Raw genomic sequence first — 20,771 nt, forward strand, 5'->3', positions numbered from 1 at the left:
CAAGCTATGAAGCCTAAACTTTGAATAGGAGACACCCGTGTCAGATGCCCAGCAGATCACCCTTCTCGTCGATGGCGAAGAAACCAAGGTGACTACCGGGACAACCGGTGCGGAACTCTTCTTTGAGCGCCGTGAAGTTGTTGTGGCCCGTGTCAACGGCGAGCTGAAGGACCTGGACCAGGAGCTGCCGGAAGGCGCAGAGGTTGAGGGCGTGACCATCGATTCCGCTGACGGACTGAACGTGCTCCGGCACTCAACCGCCCACGTCATGGCCCAGGCTGTGCAGCAGCTGCGCCCGGACGCCAAGCTGGGCATTGGCCCGTACATCACAGACGGTTTCTACTTCGATTTCGACGTTGCCGAGCCCTTCACCCCGGAGGACCTCAAAACCCTCGAAAAGATGATGCAGAAGATCATCAACCAGAACCAGAGGTTCGTCCGCCGCGTGGTGAATGAGGATGAAGCCCGCGAAGCCATGAAGAACGAGCCCTACAAGCTCGAACTCCTGGCCAAGAAGAATGACGCCGCCGAAGCCGGTGAAGGCGTCAATGTCGAGGTCGGTGCCGGCGACATCACCATCTACGACAACGTGGAGCGCAAGGACGGAACCACAGTTTGGTGCGACCTCTGCCGCGGGCCGCACCTGCCCAATACCAAGCTCATCTCCAACGCCTTCGCACTGACCCGCTCATCCTCCGCCTACTGGCTGGGCAACCAGAAAAACCAGCAGCTGCAGCGGATCTACGGTACAGCCTGGCCCACCAAGGAGGCCCTCAAGGCCTACCAGGAGCGAATCGCCGAGGCAGAACGGCGTGACCACCGCAAGCTTGGCTCCGAGCTGGACCTGTTCTCCTTCCCGGACGAGCTCGGCTCAGGCCTGCCCGTGTTCCACCCCAAGGGCGGGATCATCCGCAAGGCGATGGAGGACTACTCCCGCCAGCGCCACGTCCAAGCAGGCTACGAGTTCGTTTACACCCCCCACATCACCAAGGGCCACCTCTACGAGGTTTCAGGCCACCTTGACTGGTACCGGGACGGCATGTTCCCGGCGATGCACGTTGACGCCGAACTCAACGACGACGGCACCGTGCGCAAGCCCGGCCAGGACTACTACCTGAAGCCGATGAACTGCCCGATGCACAACCTGATCTTCCGCTCCCGCGGACGCTCCTACCGCGAACTGCCCCTGCGCCTCTTCGAGTTCGGTTCTGTTTACCGGTATGAGAAGTCGGGCGTGGTGCATGGCCTCACCCGCGTTCGCGGCATGACACAGGACGACGCCCACATCTACTGCACCCGCGAGCAGATGAAGGACGAGCTGACCAAGACGCTGACCTTCGTCCTGGACCTGCTCAAGGACTACGGGCTCAACGACTTCTACCTGGAACTGTCCACCAAGGACCCGGAGAAGTACGTGGGCGACGACGCCACCTGGGAGGAAGCCACCAGGACCCTCGCCGAGGTGGCGCAGGAGTCAGGACTGGAGCTCGTGCCGGATCCGGGCGGAGCAGCCTTCTACGGCCCCAAAATCTCGGTGCAGGCCAAGGACGCGCTGGGGCGCACATGGCAGATGTCCACCATCCAGCTGGACTTCAACCTGCCTGAACGCTTCGAACTGGAGTTCCAGGCCGCCGACGGGAGCCGCCAGCGTCCCGTGATGATCCACCGGGCGCTTTTCGGGTCCGTGGAGCGGTTCATGGGCGTTCTTACAGAGCACTACGCCGGCGCCTTCCCTGCCTGGCTCGCTCCCGTCCAGGTGGTGGGCATCCCGGTGGCGGAAACCTTCAACGAGTACATGTTCGACGTCGTGGACCAGCTGAAGGCAGCCGGTATCCGTGCCGAGGTGGACATCTCCTCAGACAGGTTCCCGAAGAAGATCCGCACCGCCAGCAAGGACAAGATCCCGTTCGTGTTGATCGCCGGAGGTGACGACGCCGAGGCAGGCGCTGTCTCCTTCCGCTTCCGGGATGGAAGCCAGGACAACGGGGTGCCGGTGGCAGAGGCAGTCAAGCGGATAACGGAAGCCGTCCGTAACCGGACCAGCTAGCGGAAACGGAACAGCACCGTGCAGGAGAACACAGGCGCAGGTTATCCAGGGGATGCCGGCGTTACCGACGACTTTGACCTCGCCGGTGTCCCGGACGCCTTCCAGCGCCTGTGGACTCCGCACCGCCTGGCGTACATCAAGGGCGGGCAGCACCAGTTCAAAAATGAAAACGACTGCCCCTTCTGCGTCGGCCCGGCAAGGACGGACGAGGAAGCCCTCATCGTCCACCGCGGAAAGACCTGCTACGTGGTGCTGAACCTGTTTCCCTATAATCCCGGCCACCTCCTGGTGTGCCCGTACCGGCACATTCCCGACTACACCGACCTGACGGCCGATGAAACCCTTGAGTTCGCTGACCTCACGCAGACGGCGATGCGGGTCCTGCGGAAAGTGGCCAACCCGGGCGGCTTCAACCTGGGTATGAACCAGGGCGTGGTGGGTGGGGCAGGCATCGCCGCCCACCTGCACCAGCACATCGTTCCGCGCTGGGGCGGCGACGGGAACTTCTTCCCCATCATCGCCCAAACCAAGGCCATCACGCAGACCCTCGACGAGGTCCGCCAACAGGTGGCCGACGCCTGGCCTGGGGAGACGGATGCTCAATAGGCACGCCCGCGGTTTCTTCACCGCTCTGTTCACCCCGCTGGCCCGCTGGCTCCTCAGGATCGGCGTTTCCCCTGACGCTGTGACGATCATCGGCACCGCCGGAGTCGTGGTGGGTGCCCTGGTTTTCTATCCCGTGGGGCAGTTGCTCTGGGGAACGCTGTTCATCACTGCGTTCATCTTTTCCGACGTGCTCGACGGCATCATGGCCAGGATGCAGGACGTGAAAAGCCGTTGGGGAAACTTCCTCGACTCAACCCTCGACCGGATCGCCGACGGCGCCCTCTTCTCCGGGCTCGCCGTCTGGTTCTTCACCGGCGGTGCCAACGTTCCCATCGCAGTCGCAGCCATGGTCTGCCTGGTGCTGGGCATGCTGGTTTCCTATGCCAGGGCCAAAGCCGAATCCCTGGGCTTCACCGCCAACATCGGCATCGCCGAACGGGCGGAGCGGCTTGTTTCAGTCCTGGTAGTCACAGGACTGACCGGCATGGGGCTTCCGCCGGTGGTGCTCCTGGTGACCCTCGTCCTGCTCGCCCTGGCCAGCCTGGTCACGGTCATGCAGCGCGTCGTGTCCGTGCGGCGGCAGGCCCTGGCGGAGCCGTCGCCGGCCGATTAAGCATGATTAAGCCGGCTGGGCGCGGGGGGACTAGTATTAGGACTGCCCGGTCAATGGATCCGGCAATCCGTGTGTGCACAGTCCGGCATCTGCATGCCGCCTGCACACCCGGCGAAGGTCATCTATCTACCCATAGGGGTTTTTGTGTCTACACCTGATGTAAGCAGCGAGGCCGGTTCGTCCGCGAACAGCGTCACGGGCAGCAGCCGCGTGAAGCGGGGCATGGCTGAGATGCTCAAGGGCGGCGTCATCATGGACGTCGTCAATGTCGAACAGGCCCGCATCGCCGAGGATGCCGGTGCCGTTGCTGTGATGGCGCTGGAACGTGTTCCGGCCGATATCCGCGCGCAGGGCGGCGTGTCCCGGATGTCCGATCCGGACATGATCGACCAGATCATCGATGCCGTGTCCATTCCGGTCATGGCCAAGGCCCGGATTGGCCACTTCGTGGAAGCCCAGGTCCTGCAGTCCCTGGGCGTTGACTACATCGACGAGTCCGAGGTCCTGACCCCGGCCGACTACGTCAACCACATCGACAAGTGGAACTTCACCGTTCCCTTCGTCTGCGGTGCCACCAACCTCGGTGAGGCGTTGCGCCGCATTAACGAAGGCGCTGCGATGATCCGCTCCAAGGGCGAGGCCGGCACCGGCGACGTCTCCAACGCCACCGGGCACATGCGCCAGATCCGCTCGGAGATCGCCAAGCTCTCCGCCCTCCCGGAGGACGAGCTGTACGTTGCGGCCAAGGAACTGCAGGCCCCGTACGAACTGGTGAAGGAAGTCGCCGCTGCCGGCAAGCTTCCGGTGGTGCTGTTCACCGCCGGCGGTATCGCCACCCCCGCTGACGCTGCCATGATGATGCAGCTCGGCGCCGACGGCGTGTTCGTCGGCTCGGGCATCTTCAAGTCCGGCAACCCCGCCCAGCGCGCCGCCGCCGTCGTGAAGGCCACTACCTTCTTCGACGACCCCGACGTCATCGCCAAGGCCTCCCGCGGCCTGGGCGAAGCCATGGTGGGCATCAACGTCGACGAGATCCCCCAGCCGCACCGCCTCGCCGAGCGCGGCTGGTAGTCCTTAGCCTTACGGCAGGTCCTGATCCTCTGCTTGCTATTCCCCACGTCCCGCTAAGGCCGCTTCGCGGCGAGCGGGGACGCAGGGCCCCTTTTACGCAAGCTGCCGGACCAGTACCTGCCTCTAAGTAAGAAACCGCGACGGCGGCGGGTCACGTTTGTGGGGACCTGCCGCCGTCGCTCTTTTAACCCAAGTAGGTAGTGGTAAGTGTCGTTTTGGAGTTCCAAAGCGACACTTACTGCTACCCAGTTGGGGGGGTAAGGAAGCCCTACTCGAGGCCGCGGCGCTTTAGGAGTGGCTCTAGTTGTGCTTCCCGGCCGCGGAGCTTGCGGAAGGACTCCAAGGGATCACGGCTGTTGCCGCGGCTGAGGAGCTCCTGCCGGAACCGTTTTCCATTGCTGCGGGTGAGACCGCCGTTTTCGGTGAACCAGTCGACGGTCTCGGCGTCCAGGACCTCGCTCCAGATATAGGAATAGTAGCCGGCGGCGTACCCCGCGCCGGCGAAGACGTGCTGGAAGTAGCCGGTCCTGTACCGGGGCGGGATCAGGGGATGGGCGATTCCTGCCGCGGCCAAGGCCTTTGCCTCGAACTCATGGGCGTCCTCTGGAACTTGGCTGGGCTCAAGTACGTGCCAGGCAAGATCCAGCAGGGCCGCGCCAAGGTATTCGGTGGTGGCGAAACCCTCGCCCCACAGCCGCGACGCATTCAGTTTCGCGACAACCTCCTGCGGCAGCGGCTCACCGGTGGCATGGTGGCGTGCATAGTTGGCCAGCACTTCTGGCCACATGATCCACATTTCGTTGACCTGGGACGGGTACTCCACGAAATCCCTGGGAACCGACGTACCGGAAAACCGCGGGTAGGTAACGTGGGAGAACAGGCCGTGGAGGGCGTGGCCGAACTCATGGAAGGTTGTGCGCAGCTCGTCCAGTGTCAGGAGGGTGGGTTCGCCTGCAGGCGGCTTGGAGATGTTCAGGTTATTGATGACCACCGGCTTGGTGCCCAGCAGCGCCGACTGCTCCACCAGGGAGTTCATCCAGGCGCCGCCCCGCTTGGACTCCCGGGTGTAATAGTCGCCCAGGAACAGGCCCAGTCCCATGCCGTTCTCGTCCCGGACCTCCCAGACGCGCACGTCGGGATGGTACCCGGCCAGGTCCTGCCGCTCGTGGAACGTAATGCCATAGAGGGAGGTGGCGGCAAAGAAAACCCCGTCCTCCAATACCCGGTCCAGCTCGAAGTAGGGGCGCAGGGCCTGCTCGTCCACGTCGTACTTCTCGCGCCGGACCTTCACAGAGTAGAAAGCCCAGTCCCAGGCCTCCAACGGATGCCCCGCGGCTTCCGCCAAGGCTGCGGCCTCGGCATCTGCGTTGCGGACCGCTGCCGGTGCCATCCGGTTGAGCATTGATTGCACGGACTCGAAGTCAGGAGCAGTCTGCCGGTCCACCACCAGCTCCGCGTAGTTGGCGAAGCCGAGCAGTACTGCCTTTTCCGCGCGGAGCCGGGCCATCGACGTGGCCAGGTCCAGCACATCAAGGCTTCCGCCGCCGCTGCCCCTGGCCACCGACGCTTCGAACAGCCGACGGCGGACTCCCCGGTTTTCCAGGACAGACAGGGCGGGCTGGTTGCTGGGCTGGATGAGCGTCAGCAGGAACTTCCCGTCATGCCCGGCAGCGCGGGCAGCCTCGGCAGCACCGGCAATGTCATCCGGCGTCAGCCCCGCCAGTTCCGCAGCCTCATCCAGCAGCAACGCCGCCGATTTCATCCCTTCCTTGACGCGCTGGCCGAATTCAGTGCCCAGCCGGGCCAGCTCGGCGTTGATCGCCCTGAGCCTTTCCTGGCCCGCTGCGTCGAGCTGGATACCGGACTGCCGGAACTCCTTGAGGTATTCCTGCACCAGGCGCACGGACTCGGCGTCGCACCCTGCAGTATTAATTGAGGAGAAGCGCTCGAAAAGCGCCCGGTTGAGGAACACCTCGTCCTGGTGGGCTGAGAACAGCGGGGAAAGTTTGGTTTCAAGGTCCCTGATGGGGTCGGAAGCATCAGCCGAGACAAGCGTGAAGAACGTGGCCGCTGCCCTGTCCAGCAGCCGGCCGGACCGCTCCATCGCCAGCGCGGTGTTTTCAAAGGTGGCAGGGGCCGGATCATCCACGATGGCCTGGATCTCTCCGAGGTGCGCGGCCAGACCCGCCTCGATGGCTTCTTCGAAGTGTGGGGTCTCAATCTCAGCGAAGGGCGGCAGTCCGTAGGGCAAGGGACTGGGCACCAAAAGAGGGTTGGTCATGACTTACAACCTTCCACAGCGAGCCACGCTTCTCAATGTGCGCCACGCCACGCCGCCCTCTCTAGAATTGCCCCTATGGGGAACAGAACCGGTTCGGGTCGGGCGCATCGCCGCGCCACCATCTCCGCGTTGCTGCTGGCAGCCGCGCTGGCCGGCTGTGGCCTGGCCGCTGAGCAGGATGATGCAGCGCGGCCTCCGACGGCGTCAGTCTCCGCCAGTGCCGCACCCGCCGGCAGCGCGGCTCAGCCTGCCCCTTCCACCCCGGCTCCCGCTCCCACCCCAGGGAAGGGCGCCGCCTGCCCTGTGCTTCGCTGTACCTCGGTGCTGGTTACGGGGGACATGCTCATTCATGCCCAGCTGTGGCAGCAGGCGGAGCAGGACGCGGCAGCCGCGGGCAGGCCGGGGCTGGACTTCGTACCGCTCCTGGAAGGCCAGCGGAGGTACATCGACAAGAGCGACCTGGCCATCTGCCACCAGGAGACTCCGGTGGCGGGACCGGAGGGACCATTCTCGGCCTACCCGTCCTTCAACGTTCCACCTCAGATCATCACCGCATCAAAGGAGGTCGGGTACCAGGCCTGTACAACGGCCAGCAACCACACCATCGACCGCGGGACCGACGGGCTGCTGCGCACCCTCGACCAGTTGGACGCCGCCGGCCTTGAGCACACCGGTTCCTACCGCACTGAAATCGAATCCCAAGGGGTGCTGATCCTGCAGACGCCGGCGGCAAAGGTCGCCCTCATCCAAGCGACCTACGGACTCAACGGTCTGGTGCCGGACCACCCCTGGCAGGTAGACATGCTGGACGCCCCGGCAATGATTGCCAAGGCGCAGAAGGCCCGGTCGCTGGGGGCAGACATCGTGCTGGCTGCCATGCATGCGGGGGACGAATATGCCAGTGCGCCCAACGCCCAGCAGCAGGAGGTGGCGCACGCCCTGGTGGACAGTGGACAGTTCAACCTGGTACATGGCCACCACACCCATTCCGTGCTGCCCATCGAACACTACAAAGGCACCTGGATCGTTTACGGGCTGGGTAACGGTGTCACGGAGCTCTCGCCCTGGCACGTCGTCAACAATGAAGGCCTGCTGGTCCGGGTGCAGTTCGGCCAGGACTCCGCGGGCAGATGGTCCGCCACGGACCTTGCCTGGGCCCCGTCAGTAATGGTCCGGGATCCCTACCGCTGGTGTTCGGTCGCCTCCGACCTGCCGCAGGGAAGCTGCGCCGGCCCGGAAGCCGACGCCGCCACCAGGCAGCGGACCATCGGCGTGCTGGAATCAATGGGTGCAGCTGCCGCGGGCGCCCGTGAACTTTTGGTGACGCGCGAACCCTGACGCGCAGTCCAACTCCGGACTTTCAGCGGGGGCGCCGTGCGGCGTGTTCCCGGGCCAGTTCTGCATAGCGGTCGTCCGGGTTGCCTGGCACGAAGGTGCCGTACTTGCGCTCAGCTGCGGTCCGGATCAGGAAATCCGCGATGGCAGGGTTCTTTGGAAGCAACGATCCGTGCAGGTAGCTCGCCACGATGTTCCGGTACCGCGCTCCTTCGTGGCCGTCACTGCTGTTGTTGCCGGTGCCCTTCGGTACGGTGCCCAGGGGCCGGACCCCACTGCCTAACGTGGTCTGTCCGCTGTGGTTTTCGTAACCCAGGACTTCGCCGAACTCAGGTGTGGAGACTTTGACGTTCCCGATCAGGCGCTCATCCGTGCCGTGCGTCTCCACGTCCAGGACGCCGATGCCCGGGATGATGGCTCCAGTCCGGGTTTTGAAGAAACGTCCGAAAAGCTGGTAAAGGCCGCAGATCAGCAGCATCGGGGCGCCGTCCTCGGCCAGGTCCTTAAGTACCCCTGCCCGCGACTGGAGGTCGTCCTGGATGACGAGCTGGCCGCTGTCCTGGCCGCCGCCGCCCACGATGATGTCCACGTCCTGCGGGAAATCATCGCCCACGTTGTACTCAACCAGCTCAGGGGTATACCCATGCCAGCCGATCCGGCGCTGGAGTACCAGGGCGTTTCCCCAGTCGCCGTAAATGTTCATGTCGCGCGGATACAGCTGGGCCACCTTAATGGTGCCCTTGCTCTCATCCGGGTACCCCGGACCTGCCTGGCTCAAGAGACAACCTCCACCGTGGTGATTTTGGACAGCTCGCGGCGGATGGCCAGCATGGCTGTGTAGGTGCAGAAGATGCGTTTCGGCTTTCCCTGCGCTTCCCTGATGAAGGCGGCCAGTGCCGGGGCGATCTCCGTTTCCACCGCACCGATCCGGACGTCGTCGTACTGCAGGCGCAGTGCCATGTCGTAAGCGCGGGAGCCGGTGAGCTGGTCCACCCCACCCTCGCGCAGGGAGTCGAACTCCACGTCCCAGAGCCAGGACATGTCGCGGCCGTCCGCGTAGTTGTCGTTGATGGCGATCATCGTGGCGTAGCCGCCTGCCGGAAACGACTTCAGTCCCAGCCGGAAGCCGCTGGGGTTCTTGACCAGCACCAGGTCCAGCGGCTGGCCGTCGACGGTGAGGCTTTCGCCGCGGCCGAAGGCGGGCGCCACCTGGGAGAGGGCCTGCAGCAGCGTGGCATGGTCCGCGTCGACGGCACCTCCGCCGCAGATGCTCCGCGCCAGGGTCAGTGCCGCGGCTGCGTTGAAGATGTTGTACACGCCCCGCAGCTTCATCCCGGTGGTGACCCTGCCGCCGTCGTACTCAAACTCGGCGCTGTCAGCGCCCACTTTGCGAAGCACGACGTCGGCTGCGGGCTTTTCCGGAAGGTCCGCCGGGGCGGGGCTGCCGGGAGCGGCGCGCATGTCGTCGTCGTTCGGAAAGGTAGCCAGCAGGGAATCGTCCAGGCCGAAGTACCTGACTTCCTGCCCCGTGAGCGTTTCGGCGATCCGGGCCACCCGCGGGTCTTCGCGGTTCAGGACCACCGTGCCGGTGGTTTTGGCGGCGATGTGCTGGAGCAGCTGGGCCGTCTTGTCGATTTCACCGAACCGGTCAAGCTGGTCCCGCAGGACATTGAGAAGCAGGCAGTAGCGGGGCGGGACACTGTTGACGAAGTGCACGGCATGGGCTTCGTCCAGCTCCAGGACAGCGACATCCGCCTCGAGCCGGCCGCGCCAGTCCACCTCACCGAGCAGGGCAGCTGCAACGCCGCGGGTGAAATTGCTGCCCGTGCGGTTGGTGAAGACCTTGAGCCCCTGGCTTTCCAGCAGTTCAACCACCATTTTGGTGGTGGTGGTCTTCCCGTTGGTGCCGCTGACCACCGCCACCCCGTGGGGGAGGGTGGTGAGCGTCCGCCGCATGAAGCCGGGGTCAATTTTTTCGACCACCAGGCCCGGCAGGGCCGAACCGCCGCCCCGGAGCCGGGACGCCCGGCGGACCAGCTTGCCGAGCGGAACACTGAAGGAAAACATGTTTCGAATATATCCCAGCACGGGCATGGAACCGCCGCCCGGGACGTCACGGCAGGAACGCCGCGGCCTCTCCGGCCCGTATGCTGGATGGATGGCACAATCCCTTTCAGCTGATCCAGCGCGCCCTGGCGCTGGCCTTCGGATCGGCGTCCTGGCGTTTCAGGGCGACTTCCGTGAACACCTCCGCACCATCGAAGCGACCGGCGCCGAGGCAGTGGGCATCCGCCGGCCAAAGGAGCTGGACGGGCTGGACGGGCTTGTCATTCCCGGCGGCGAGTCCACGGCCATCGACAAGCTGGCACGGGCCTTCGAACTGGCGGAGCCGCTGCGTGAACGGATCCGCGAAGGGCTGCCTGTTTACGGCTCCTGCGCCGGCATGATCCTTATGGCCGAGGACATCGCGGATCCCGCCACCGACCTCTCCGGTGCCCCCCAGCAGACGTTCGGCGGGCTGGACATCAGCGTCCGGCGCAACGCCTTCGGCCGCCAGCGCGAGTCCTTCGAGACGGACCTGGAGTTCAAGGGCCTCGAGTTCAGCGCCACCGAAGACGGCGTCCCGCCCGTCCATGCAGTGTTCATCCGCGGCCCGTGGGTGGAACGCGTAGGGTCCGGCGTCGAAGTCCTGGCCCAGGTGGAACCGGCGGACCCGGAGCATGCGTCCCACGCGGCCGAGCTGCCCGGGACGGCTAGAATTGTTGCAGTGCGTTCCGGCCACCTGCTGGCCACCTCCTTCCATCCGGAAGTGACCGGGGAAAAACGCGTACATGAACTTTTTATCCGCATGATCAGAGGAGAAGCGTAAAGCATGTCAGGCCACTCCAAATGGGCGACGACCAAGCACAAGAAGGCGATCATCGACAGCCGCCGCGCCAAGTCGTTCGCCAAACTGATCAAGAACATCGAAGTCGCAGCCCGCATGGGTGGACCGGACCTGGCCGGCAACCCGGGCCTGGAACTGGCAGTCACCAAGGCGAAGAAGACCTCGGTCCCCAACGACAACATCGACCGCGCCATCAAGCGCGGCGCCGGCCTCACCGGTGAAGTGGTCGACTACACCGAAATCATGTACGAAGCCCGCGGCCCCCAGGGTTCCGCACTGCTGATCGAATGCCTCACCGACAACAAGAACCGCGCCGCCTCCGAGGTCCGCCTGGCCATCTCCCGCAACGGCGGCACCATCGCCGATCCCGGCTCCGTCAGCTACCTCTTCACCCGCAAGGGCGTTGTCAACCTGCCCAAGAACGGCCTCAGCGAGGACGACGTCCTGATGGCCGTGCTGGAGGCGGGAGCCGAGGAAGTAAAGGACAACGGCGACACGTTCGAAATCCACTCGGAGCCGGGCGATCTTCCCGCAATCCGGGAGGCGCTCAAGGAAGCCGGCATCGAATACGACACCGACGAGGTGGAGTTCGTTCCGTCCATGCAGGTGGAACTCGACGTCGACGGCGCACGCAAGTTCCTGAAGCTCGCTGACGCCCTCGAAGACCTCGACGACGTCCAGAACGTCTACAGCAACGCCGACCTCAGCGACGACGTCCAGGCTGCCCTGGAAGCTGAGTGACGCTCCGCCTGCCCGCCCAACGCGCACAGCCGTGACGCTGCGCGTCCTCGGGGTGGACCCGGGCCTGACCCGGTGCGGGATTGGCGTGGTGGATGTCGAACGGAACAGGCGGGCCACAATGGTGGCCGTGGGCGTGGTGGGAACGTCGCCCGATGAAACCCTGGACCAGCGGCTGCTGGTCATCGCGTCCTCGATCGATGAATGGCTGGACAGGTACGAACCGCAGGTCCTCGCCGTCGAGCGCGTCTTTTCCCAGCTGAACGTCAGCACCGTCATGGGTGTGGCCCAGGCCTCAGGCGTGGTGATCGCAGCGGCCGCCCGCCGGGGGATCCCGGTGGCTCTCCACACCCCGTCAGAGGTCAAGGCTGCCGTTACGGGCAGTGGATCCTCCAACAAGGATGCAGTAACCAAGCTCGTCACTAAGATCCTTCGCCTGGATGCGCCGCCGCGTCCTGCTGACGCCGCCGATGCCCTCGCCCTGGCCATCACCCACGCCTGGCGGGCCGGCAGCGGTGCCACCGTCGCGACCACCGGCCCCGGGAGTTCATCCCTGACACCTGCCCAGCGGGCATGGGCCGAGGCGGAAGCAAAAGCGCGCCGCGCACGCTGAACGTCCTGGCCCCTTGCTAGGGTGTTCGTAGATATGTTCGGATAGCCGGTCCTGCGCAGGGAGTCGGCAGTACACCAGGAGCCCGGCCTTGATCAGTTTCCTCCGCGGGACGGTAGCCCACGTGGGCCTTTCCACCGCCGTGATCGACCTCAACGGAGCGGGCATGAGCGTCAACGCCACCCCGCAGACTTTGAGCCGGCTGCGCATGGGGGAGGAAGGGCAGCTTTTCACGTCACTGATCGTCCGCGAGGATTCGCTTACGCTTTTTGGTTTCGCGTCCGACGACGAGCGCGAGGTTTTTGACGTTCTGCTCAGTGTCAGCGGGGTTGGCCCGAGGCTGGCGCTGGCGGTCCTCGCCGTCCACGACCCCGAAGCCATCCGGGTTGCAGCGCACACCGGCGACAGCAAAACGTTCACCAAGGTGCCCGGGATCGGCCCCAAAGTGGCAGGGCGGATTGTTCTTGAGCTGGCAGGCAAGCTGGTGCCGCAGGGCACGGCAGGGGCGGCAGGAGCGCCTACTGCGGCGGAGGCAGCCTGGAAACCGCAGGTTGTCGCGGCCATGACAAGCCTTGGCTGGTCCGAAAAGGACGCTTCCTCGAGCATCGACAAGGCGCTGGCCGAGGAACCCGAAGTCTCGTTCCGGGGCAACGTGCCCGAGATCCTGCGGACCACGCTCCGGTGGCTGGGGCAGGACGGTGCCCGGGCCGGCAACCGCGTAGGCAGCCGTGGCTGAACCGTCACTGGTGGCTGCGGGGGAGGAACCCGAAGAAAGGGCCATCGAGGCAGCGCTGCGGCCCAAGAACCTGGATGATTTCGTGGGTCAACACCGGGTGCGGAAACAGCTGTCACTGGTGCTGAAAGCCTCCCGGATGCGGGGGCGCAGTGCGGACCACGTGCTCTTCTCCGGTCCGCCGGGCCTGGGCAAAACCACCCTCGCCATGATCGTGGCCGCCGAGATGAACGCGCCGCTGCGGATCAGCAGCGGGCCGGCCATCCAGCACGCCGGTGACCTGGCCGCCATCCTGTCCTCCCTCTCCGAAGGCGAGGTCCTCTTCCTGGACGAAATCCACAGGATGTCGCGGCCGGCTGAAGAAATGCTCTACATGGCCATGGAGGACTTCCGGGTGGACATCGTGGTGGGCAAGGGAGCCGGTGCCACGGCAATTCCGCTGGAACTGCCGCCTTTCACCCTGGTTGGCGCCACTACCCGGGCCGGCCTGCTTCCCGGGCCCCTGCGCGACCGTTTCGGGTTCACTGGACATTTGGAGTTCTATTCCGTGCCGGAACTCGAACTTGTGCTGCGGCGCTCTGCCGGCCTGCTGGACCTCAAGGTCAACTCGGCCGGCTTCACCGAAATCGCCGGACGGTCCCGCGGTACGCCGCGCATCGCCAACAGGCTGCTGCGGCGGGTACGGGACTGGGCGCTGGTCCACGGGATCGACCAGATCGACGCCCGTGCGGCGTCAGCGGCCCTGGACATGTACGAGGTGGACAAGAAGGGCCTGGACAGGCTTGACCGCGCGGTTTTGGACGCGCTGATCACCAAGTTCGGCGGCGGTCCGGTTGGCCTTTCAACGCTGGCCATCGCGGTGGGGGAGGAAACCGAGACAGTGGAAACAGTGGCCGAGCCCTTCCTGGTCCGGGAGGGGCTGCTGGGACGCACGCCGCGTGGCAGGATAGCCATGGCGCCAGCATGGACCCACCTTGGCTATGCCATCCCTTCCGGTGTCTTTGCGCAGGAGCAGCTGGACCTGTTCGAACCGGCAGAGGGGGATGCCGGACCGGCAGGGGAATGGGCGCCGGAAGGCCGATAACAGCCTCCCTTCAGTTTTTCCCTTTAGACTGGTATGACGCTCGGCACGTTCGGGTCTTTGTTCCCGCAGGCGGCATCAACGGCAGCCCGTGGATGGATGGCAAGCTCCTTCGCCAGCCCACACGTTCAAAGCGGACGGCGCTGTCAATCGGCTTCACGCAAGTACAGAATGGAACTTCCCCGTGTTCGGACATATCACTGCCCAGACCACCACTACCCAGCCCGGCGGCGGCATCGACATCATGTCGATCCTGCTGTTCGCGATGCTCGGCATCTTCATCTTCATGATGTTCCGCCGCAACAAGAAGACCCAGCAGCAGCAGGCACAGCTGCAGTCGCAGTTTGCCCCCGGCGTTGAGGTCATGACGAGTTTCGGCCTGTTTGGCCGCATCGTTGCCATTGACGAGGAGGAGAACAAGGTCACCCTCGAACTTTCCCCGGGAAACCTTGCCACCATCCACCGCCAGGCCGTTACCAAGATCGTGGAACCTGCCGCCGGGCCGTCCTCCGCAGCCGCCGGGTCCGCCGTGCCCGATGATGCCTCTTCCCTCACGGCAACGGAAGGCGGCACCACCGCCACCGCACCCGAGACGACGGACGAGACCCTCAAGCGCCTCAACGATGAGGGCAAGAAGGACAGCTAGTCCCCGCTTTCCCTTTCCAACCTCTACCGCTGCGGACCACCGCCGGTGCAAGCATGGGCACGCACCGGCGGTTCCTCCGTGAATAAGAGAAAGATCGACAATGGCACGAACTGGCCCCAAAAAACCAGGCCTCAGGGTCCTGGTCTGGCTCGGCGTACTCCTCGCCGCGCTCACTGCGGTCCTGGCCGGCGGCACCCTTGCCGGGCAGGCCAGCTGGGCTCCGAAACTGGCCTTGGACCTCGAAGGCGGTACCCAGATGATCCTGGCGCCCAAAGTCGAGGGCGGTTCTGACATCAATGAGGAACAGCTCAACCAGGCCGTGGCGATCATCCGCCAGCGTGTGGACGGCTCCGGCGTCGCCGAAGCCGAAATCAGCACCCAGTCCGGGCGCAACGTGGTGGTCAGCCTTCCCGGCACGCCCTCCAGCCAGACGCGCGACCTGATCCAGGCATCCGCCGACATGAACTTCCGGCCAGTCCTGCTTTCCGCCGCCGGCGCACCGGTACCGGAAGACCAGCGGGCGCCCGAGGACCAGCTGCCCAAGCCGACGGCCGAACCCGCCAACAGCAGCGACACCAACTGGATCACCCCCGAGCTCTACCGCCAGTTTGAAGCACTTGACTGCGACAACCCTGCACAGGACGAGCAGGAACGCTCGGATCCCGCCAAGCCGCTGGTGACCTGCGAGCCTGCCTCGGACACGAACCCTGCCATCAAGTACATCCTTGGTCCCGTAGAGGTTAAGGGCGGCAACATTGTCACCTCCTCCTTCCAGCTCCAGCAGGGTGCACAGGGCGCCGTCACCAACGACTGGGCGGTGAACATCCAGTTCGACGACGAGGGCACGGCGAAGTTCAAAGAGGTCACCGAGCGCCTGAACCAGTTCTACGTGGCAGCCGGCGGTGACTCCGGCAACGACCCCAAGGCCCAGTTCGCGATTGTGCTCGATGACCAGGTCATTTCGGCGCCGCGGTCACTTGCAGTGATCACGGACGGCCGCCCCCAGATCACGGGCGGCTTTACCGAGCAGACCGCAAAAACCCTGTCTGACCAGCTCCGCTTCGGTGCCCTGCCCATCAGCTTCGAGATCCAGAGCGAGCAGCAGATCTCCGCCACCCTTGGCGGCGAGCAGCTGCGGATGGGCCTGCTCGCCGGCATCATCGGCCTCCTGCTGGTGGTGGTCTACTCCCTGTTCCAGTACCGGGCCCTGGGCTTCGTCACTATCGCATCGCTGGTGGTTGCCGGCGTCCTCACGTATCTCGCCATCGCCATTCTGGGCTGGACTGAGAACTACCGGCTGTCCCTGGCAGGTGTGGCCGGCATCATCGTGGCCATCGGCCAGACCGCGGACTCCTTCATCGTCTACTTTGAACGGATCCGTGACGAACTCCGCGAGGGCCGCGGCCTGGTCTCCGCCGTGGAGAACGGCTGGAAGCGGGCCAAGCGGACTGTCCTTGCCTCCAAGGCCGTCAACCTGCTGGCCGCACTGGTGCTGTATTTCGTGGCCGTGGGCAACGTCCGCGGATTCGCCTTCACCCTAGGTTTGACGGCCATCGCGGACCTCATCGTGGTGTTCATGTTCACCCACCCGACACTGCAGCTGCTGGCGCGCACGAGGTTCTTCGGGGAGGGCCACCCGCTGTCCGGCCTTGACCCCAAGCGTCTGGGCGCGGTGCCGCTCTACCGCGGCGCCGGGCGCATCCGTACCCCGGAAGCCAAGCCGGCCGTGGGCCGCGTCAAGAACGCCGGTGCCGCCGCCGAAGCGGAGCGCAGGATGACCATCGCCGAACGCCGCCTGGCGGAGAAGCAGGAGCAGCTCGCGGGCTCCTCGAAGTCCTCAGCGAAGGAGAACAAGTAATGTCAGGCTTCGCCAACTTCGGCAACGAGCTCTACACCGGAAAGCGGTCCTATAACTTCGTAGGCGCTAAGAAGCTCTGGTTCATCATCGCGGCGGTGGCGGTTGCCCTGTCGATCATCATCCCCTTGGCCAAGGGCGGCTTCAACCTTGGCATCGAGTTCCGTGGCGGATCCGAATTCACGGTCTCCAACGTCCAGACCACCGATGCCGCCCTGGGTGAGAAAGCCGTCACGGACGTCGTGCCCGGCAGTGTGCCCCGGGTGGCGAACGTGGCTGGAACCACCATGCGGATCCAGACGGACAAACTCACTGACGATGAGACGCTTCGCATCAAGGAAGGACTCACCAGTGCGTACGGCGTTACCGACAACGAGGTGACCTCAACCTTCGTGGGTCCGACGTGGGGCGCAGACGTCACCAAGCAGGCCCTGATCGGCCTGGTGATCTTCGTGCTCCTCGCAGCCGTGCTGATGGCGCTGTATTTCCGCACCTGGAAAATGTCCCTCTCGGCCATCGCCGGCATGGCGGTGACGATGTTCATCACTGCAGGCGTCTATGCCCTCAGCGACTTCGAGGTCACCCCCTCGGCCATCATCGGGTTCCTGACCGTCCTCAGCTACTCCCTGTATGACACGGTGGTGGTCTTCGACAAGATCCGCGAGAACACTGCGGACCTGGACACATCGACCCGCCGCACTTTCGCGGAGGAAGTAAACCTCGCCGTCAACCAGACCCTGGTCCGCTCGATCAACACCATGATGGTGGCCATCCTCCCCGTCGGTGCCATCCTCTTCATCGGCGCCGGGCTGCTCGGTGCCGGCACCCTGCGCGACCTGTCGCTGGCCCTGTTCGTCGGAATCCTCATCGGCACGGCGGCCACCATTTTCGTGGCAGCTCCGATGTATGCCTGGCTGCGCCAGAACGAGCCTGAGCTCGTGAAGCAGGCAAAGCGCGTCGAGCACAGGCGTGCCGCCGCCGGCCGGACCGCTCCCACGGAGCCTGTTCAGGCCTGAGCGCTGGTGCGGGCCGGGCAACGCCAAAACCTCGGCGTTGCCCGGCCTGTCCGCGGTTAAGGACCCGGTTATAAAAGTCACCGCCGCGGGGAATAGACTGAAGTAATTGAAACTGTGGTGAGGGGTACTTCATTGGAAGAACGTTCGGCGTCAGCGCCAACGGCACAGGGAGACAAGAGTCCTGCCCACGGTAGTCAAACCGGGGTGGCGGCTTCCGCGCGCCCTGGCCCGCTGGTCCCCGTCGACAACTCCGGATCGCGTCCCACGTTCCCCGGGCGCAGGGAGCGGACCCGGTCCCGGCTTGCCCGGCTGACGGGACGCAGCGCGGCCACGTACTCACCAATTCTTGAACCGCTGCTCAGGACCGTCCGGGCCAACAATCCCAAAGAGGACTTTGACCTTATCCAGCGGGCCTTCGACGTCGCTGAGCAGAGCCACCGCGGGCAGAAACGCAAGAGCGGTGATCCCTACATCACCCATCCCGTGGCAGTGGCAACCATCCTTGCTGAGCTGGGCCTTAGCGGCACCACCCTGGCGGCAGCACTCCTGCATGACACAGTGGAGGACACCCCCTACACGCTTGCCGACCTGAAACGGGACTTTGGCCCCGAAGTGGCCATGCTGGTTGACGGCGTGACCAAGCTGGACAAGGTCAGCTTCGGCGAGGCAGCGCAGTCCGAGACGGTCCGCAAGATGGTGGTCGCCATGGCCAAGGACATCCGGGTGCTGATGATCAAGCTGGCTGACCGGCTCCACAATGCCCGCACCTGGCGGTTCGTCTCGGCTGAATCCTCGGCCCGCAAGGCGCGGGAGACCCTGGAAATCTTCGCCCCGCTGGCGCACCGGCTGGGCATGAACACCATCAAATGGGAACTCGAGGATCTTTCCTTCGCGGCGCTCTACCCCAAGGTGTACGAGGAAATCGTGCGCATGGTGGGGGACAGGACGCCCGAGCGGGAAAAGAGCCTGAGCGTCATCCGCGACCAGATCACTGAAGACCTGCGCGCCGCCCGGATCAAGGCCACCATCACCGGACGCCCCAAGCACTACTACTCGATTTACCAGAAGATGATCGTCCGGGACAAGGACTTTGACGACATCAACGACCTGATGGGCGTGCGAGTCCTGGTGGACTCCGTCCGGGACTGTTATGCCGCCCTTGGCACCATGCATTCGCGCTGGAACCCGCTGCCCGGCAGGTTCAAGGACTACATCGCAATGCCGAAATTCAACATGTACCAGTCGCTGCACACCACTGTGATCGGTCCTGGCGGCAAGCCGGTGGAAATCCAGATCCGCACACACGAAATGCACCGCCGGGCCGAATACGGCGTGGCCGCGCACTGGAAGTACAAGGACCAGCCAAACCGCACCGCTGTCGGCCCGGGGAGCCCCCGCGACGGCGACATGGGCTGGCTGCGCTCCCTGGTGGACTGGCAGCAGGAAACTTCGGATCCCGGCGAGTTCCTGGACTCACTGCGCTTCGAGATCAATGCCCGTGAGGTATTCGTCTTCACGCCCAAGGGCGAAGTCATGGCGTTGCCCGCGGGTTCCACGCCGGTGGACTTTGCCTATGCAGTCCACACCGAAGTCGGACACCGGACCATCGGAGCCCGGGTCAACGGCAAGCTGGTGCCGCTCAACAGCGAACTGAACCACGGCGACTGGGTGGAGATCTTTACCTCCAAGGCAGAGGGCGCCGGGCCCAGCCAGGACTGGCAACACTTTGTCAAGAGTGCCAGGGCACGCAACAAGATCCGCCAGTGGTTCAGCAAGGAACGCCGCGAAGAAGCGATCGACCGCGGCAAGGAACTGCTGACCCGCGCCATGCGCAAGCAGAACCTTCCCCTGCAACGCCTGATGACTCACGAAGCCCTTGCAGCAGTTGCCGAGGAGTTCAAGTACGTCGACATCTCCGGACTCTACGCCGGCGTGGGCGACGGGCATACGTCCGCCCAGGCGGTCATGGAAAAGCTGGTTGAAAGCCTCGGCGGCAATGACAGCACCGAAGACGACATTGCCGAAGTCAGCATTCCCACCCAGGTCACCAAGGCCCGCTTCTCCGACTCCGGCGTGGTGGTCCGCGGCGTAGGCGACGTCTGGGTGAAGCTGGCCCGCTGCTGTACCCCGGTCCCGCCCGACCCCATCCTTGGTTTCGTGACGAGGGGTTCGGGAGTTTCGGTCCACCGGACGGACTGCACCAACATTTCGGACCTGAAGGACCAGCCGGACCGGATCGTCGACGTGGACTGGGCCCCCACACAATCGAGCGTGTTCCTGGTGGAAATCCAGGTGGAGGCGCTGGACCGCAAGTCCCTGCTCTCTGACGTTACGCGGGTGCTCTCAGACAACCACGTCAACATCCTGGCCGCCAGCGTCCACACCTCCACGGATCGGGTGGCGATCTCAAAGTTCGCTTTTGAGATGGGCGACCCCAAGTACCTCAGCCACGTCCTGAGTGCTGTCCGGAGGATCGACGGAGTGTTTGATGTCTACCGGACCACCGGCAACAAGCGCCGGAGCTAGCGCGGCGAGCTTCTCCAGCGCAGCCTTCTTGTGGGGCACGCGCGGCGTTGCCTCGACGGCAAGGACCAGCAGGCGCAGGCGTACGTCCTTCTCCGGCCGGGCCAACAGGTTCTCCAGGGCGGGAATGGCCCGCTCGGCGTCCACATGCAGGGCAATATCCAGGGCGGTCCGCAGCGGGCTGGAAACCATCATGCCCCCGATACTGACGACGTCGAACGGGCCAAGCCGCACTTCATGCAGGGTGCAGCCCCTGGTGTTCCGAAGGCTGGAGACCCTTCGTTTGGCATCCACCAGCAGAGCCAGCCTGTCCGGTTCGCCGGCGCAGCCGTAGATCCAGGCGGCCGTCAGGCGGCCGGCCACTACCCGTTGCCGGACTGCGGCTGGGACGGCTCCCGCTGCCGCCCGCGCACGCAGCTGCGGAGAGGCGGGGCTGCCGGGCAGTGTATAGCCGCGGTGGTGGAACCTGTGCAGCAGACCATCCGCGGCGAGGGACTGCAGCTCGGGCAATGCGAAGGGCATCCCCGGGGCGTAGAGCTCGGGAAAACGGGGTGACGCCTCCGCCGGAACTGGATGGTCGGACCCGGCAGGAACGGATGGAATCGCCATGCGTCCATCCTGCCCCCGAAGCCTTTAAGCGACACAGGCCCGGTTCCGGCTATGTGGATAACCGGAACCGGGCCTGCAGAAGGGCGAACCGCAACTATATCGGGCCGCCTGCGTCAGTCA

The 20,771-nt window shown here is 64.8% G+C and carries 18 protein-coding genes; 14 read left to right on the forward strand and 4 right to left on the reverse strand.

The genetic code is table 11. The annotated features are described in order from the left end of the window. Nucleotides 1-37: 37 nt before the first annotated feature. The 4 genes from thrS (at nucleotide 38) to pdxS (ending at nucleotide 4,337) form a co-directional block, all read left to right on the forward strand. Nucleotides 38-2,047, forward strand: coding sequence for a threonine--tRNA ligase (gene thrS / locus FDW84_RS03880; protein ID WP_138606755.1), 2,010 nt, complete (start codon nucleotides 38-40; stop codon nucleotides 2,045-2,047). Nucleotides 2,048-2,065: 18 nt separating this feature from the next. Beyond that, nucleotides 2,066-2,653, forward strand: coding sequence for an HIT family protein (locus FDW84_RS03885; RefSeq protein WP_138606757.1), 588 nt, complete (start codon nucleotides 2,066-2,068; stop codon nucleotides 2,651-2,653). Beyond that, nucleotides 2,643-3,266, forward strand: a complete 624-nt coding sequence (pgsA, locus tag FDW84_RS03890) for a phosphatidylinositol phosphate synthase (protein WP_138606759.1) — start codon at nucleotides 2,643-2,645, stop codon at nucleotides 3,264-3,266. The genes FDW84_RS03885 and pgsA overlap by 11 nt, the downstream gene beginning before the upstream one ends. A 144-nt stretch (nucleotides 3,267-3,410) precedes the next feature. Beyond that, on the forward strand, nucleotides 3,411-4,337 hold the full coding sequence (pdxS, locus tag FDW84_RS03895; protein ID WP_138606761.1) for a pyridoxal 5'-phosphate synthase lyase subunit PdxS: 927 nt from the start codon (nucleotides 3,411-3,413) through the stop codon (nucleotides 4,335-4,337). 268 nt (nucleotides 4,338-4,605) lie between these two features. Here pdxS and FDW84_RS03900 read toward each other — a convergent pair whose 3' ends face one another. Beyond that, nucleotides 4,606-6,618: a M3 family metallopeptidase gene (locus tag FDW84_RS03900; protein ID WP_138606763.1), complete on the reverse strand. Its 2,013-nt coding sequence runs from the start codon at nucleotides 6,616-6,618 to the stop codon at nucleotides 4,606-4,608. 75 nt (nucleotides 6,619-6,693) lie between these two features. Between FDW84_RS03900 and FDW84_RS03905 the strand changes: the two genes are divergently transcribed. Beyond that, nucleotides 6,694-7,956: a CapA family protein gene (locus tag FDW84_RS03905; protein ID WP_138606765.1), complete on the forward strand. Its 1,263-nt coding sequence runs from the start codon at nucleotides 6,694-6,696 to the stop codon at nucleotides 7,954-7,956. A gap of 22 nt (nucleotides 7,957-7,978) precedes the next feature. Here the strand turns inward: FDW84_RS03905 and FDW84_RS03910 are convergent, their stop codons facing one another. After that, nucleotides 7,979-8,731, reverse strand: coding sequence for a type 1 glutamine amidotransferase (locus FDW84_RS03910; protein WP_138606767.1), 753 nt, complete (start codon nucleotides 8,729-8,731; stop codon nucleotides 7,979-7,981). Beyond that, nucleotides 8,728-10,020 (reverse strand): Mur ligase family protein, encoded by a 1,293-nt coding sequence (locus tag FDW84_RS03915; protein WP_171046643.1) that lies wholly within the window; start codon nucleotides 10,018-10,020, stop codon nucleotides 8,728-8,730. Before FDW84_RS03915 ends, FDW84_RS03910 begins: the two co-directional genes overlap by 4 nt. Before the next feature lie 91 nt (nucleotides 10,021-10,111). Between FDW84_RS03915 and pdxT the strand changes: the two genes are divergently transcribed. From pdxT to FDW84_RS03960, 9 genes are all read left to right on the forward strand, one after another. Beyond that, the gene (gene pdxT / locus FDW84_RS03920) at nucleotides 10,112-10,822 is read left to right on the forward strand and encodes a pyridoxal 5'-phosphate synthase glutaminase subunit PdxT (RefSeq protein WP_138606771.1); all 711 of its coding nucleotides are present in this window, start codon (nucleotides 10,112-10,114) and stop codon (nucleotides 10,820-10,822) included. 3 nt (nucleotides 10,823-10,825) lie between these two features. Then, nucleotides 10,826-11,581, forward strand: a complete 756-nt coding sequence (locus tag FDW84_RS03925; protein WP_138133823.1) for a YebC/PmpR family DNA-binding transcriptional regulator — start codon at nucleotides 10,826-10,828, stop codon at nucleotides 11,579-11,581. Nucleotides 11,582-11,612: 31 nt separating this feature from the next. Beyond that, nucleotides 11,613-12,191, forward strand: a complete 579-nt coding sequence (ruvC, locus tag FDW84_RS03930) for a crossover junction endodeoxyribonuclease RuvC (RefSeq protein ID WP_138606773.1) — start codon at nucleotides 11,613-11,615, stop codon at nucleotides 12,189-12,191. An 88-nt stretch (nucleotides 12,192-12,279) separates the two neighbouring features. Next, the gene (gene ruvA / locus FDW84_RS03935; RefSeq protein ID WP_138606775.1) at nucleotides 12,280-12,924 is read left to right on the forward strand and encodes a Holliday junction branch migration protein RuvA; all 645 of its coding nucleotides are present in this window, start codon (nucleotides 12,280-12,282) and stop codon (nucleotides 12,922-12,924) included. After that, the gene (gene ruvB, locus FDW84_RS03940) at nucleotides 12,917-14,005 is read left to right on the forward strand and encodes a Holliday junction branch migration DNA helicase RuvB (RefSeq protein ID WP_138606777.1); all 1,089 of its coding nucleotides are present in this window, start codon (nucleotides 12,917-12,919) and stop codon (nucleotides 14,003-14,005) included. The genes ruvA and ruvB overlap by 8 nt, the downstream gene beginning before the upstream one ends. A gap of 241 nt (nucleotides 14,006-14,246) precedes the next feature. Then, nucleotides 14,247-14,648: a preprotein translocase subunit YajC gene (gene yajC, locus FDW84_RS03945; protein WP_138607209.1), complete on the forward strand. Its 402-nt coding sequence runs from the start codon at nucleotides 14,247-14,249 to the stop codon at nucleotides 14,646-14,648. Nucleotides 14,649-14,748: 100 nt separating this feature from the next. After that, the gene (secD, locus tag FDW84_RS03950; protein ID WP_138606779.1) at nucleotides 14,749-16,506 is read left to right on the forward strand and encodes a protein translocase subunit SecD; all 1,758 of its coding nucleotides are present in this window, start codon (nucleotides 14,749-14,751) and stop codon (nucleotides 16,504-16,506) included. Next, a complete protein-coding gene (gene secF, locus FDW84_RS03955; RefSeq protein WP_138606781.1) occupies nucleotides 16,506-17,519 on the forward strand; it encodes a protein translocase subunit SecF in 1,014 nt (337 codons plus the stop codon). Before secD ends, secF begins: the two co-directional genes overlap by 1 nt. A 132-nt stretch (nucleotides 17,520-17,651) precedes the next feature. After that, entirely contained in the window at nucleotides 17,652-20,045 is a 2,394-nt protein-coding gene (locus tag FDW84_RS03960) for a RelA/SpoT family protein (protein WP_138606783.1), read from the forward strand. Here the strand turns inward: FDW84_RS03960 and FDW84_RS03965 are convergent. Next, nucleotides 19,926-20,651, reverse strand: coding sequence for a type IV toxin-antitoxin system AbiEi family antitoxin (locus FDW84_RS03965; protein ID WP_138606785.1), 726 nt, complete (start codon nucleotides 20,649-20,651; stop codon nucleotides 19,926-19,928). The two genes, FDW84_RS03960 and FDW84_RS03965, sit on opposite strands and share 120 nt — an antisense overlap. Nucleotides 20,652-20,771 lie beyond the last annotated feature (120 nt).

Source organism: Pseudarthrobacter sp. NamE5, assembly GCF_005796225.1.
Taxonomy (GTDB): Bacteria; Actinomycetota; Actinomycetes; order Actinomycetales; family Micrococcaceae; genus Arthrobacter.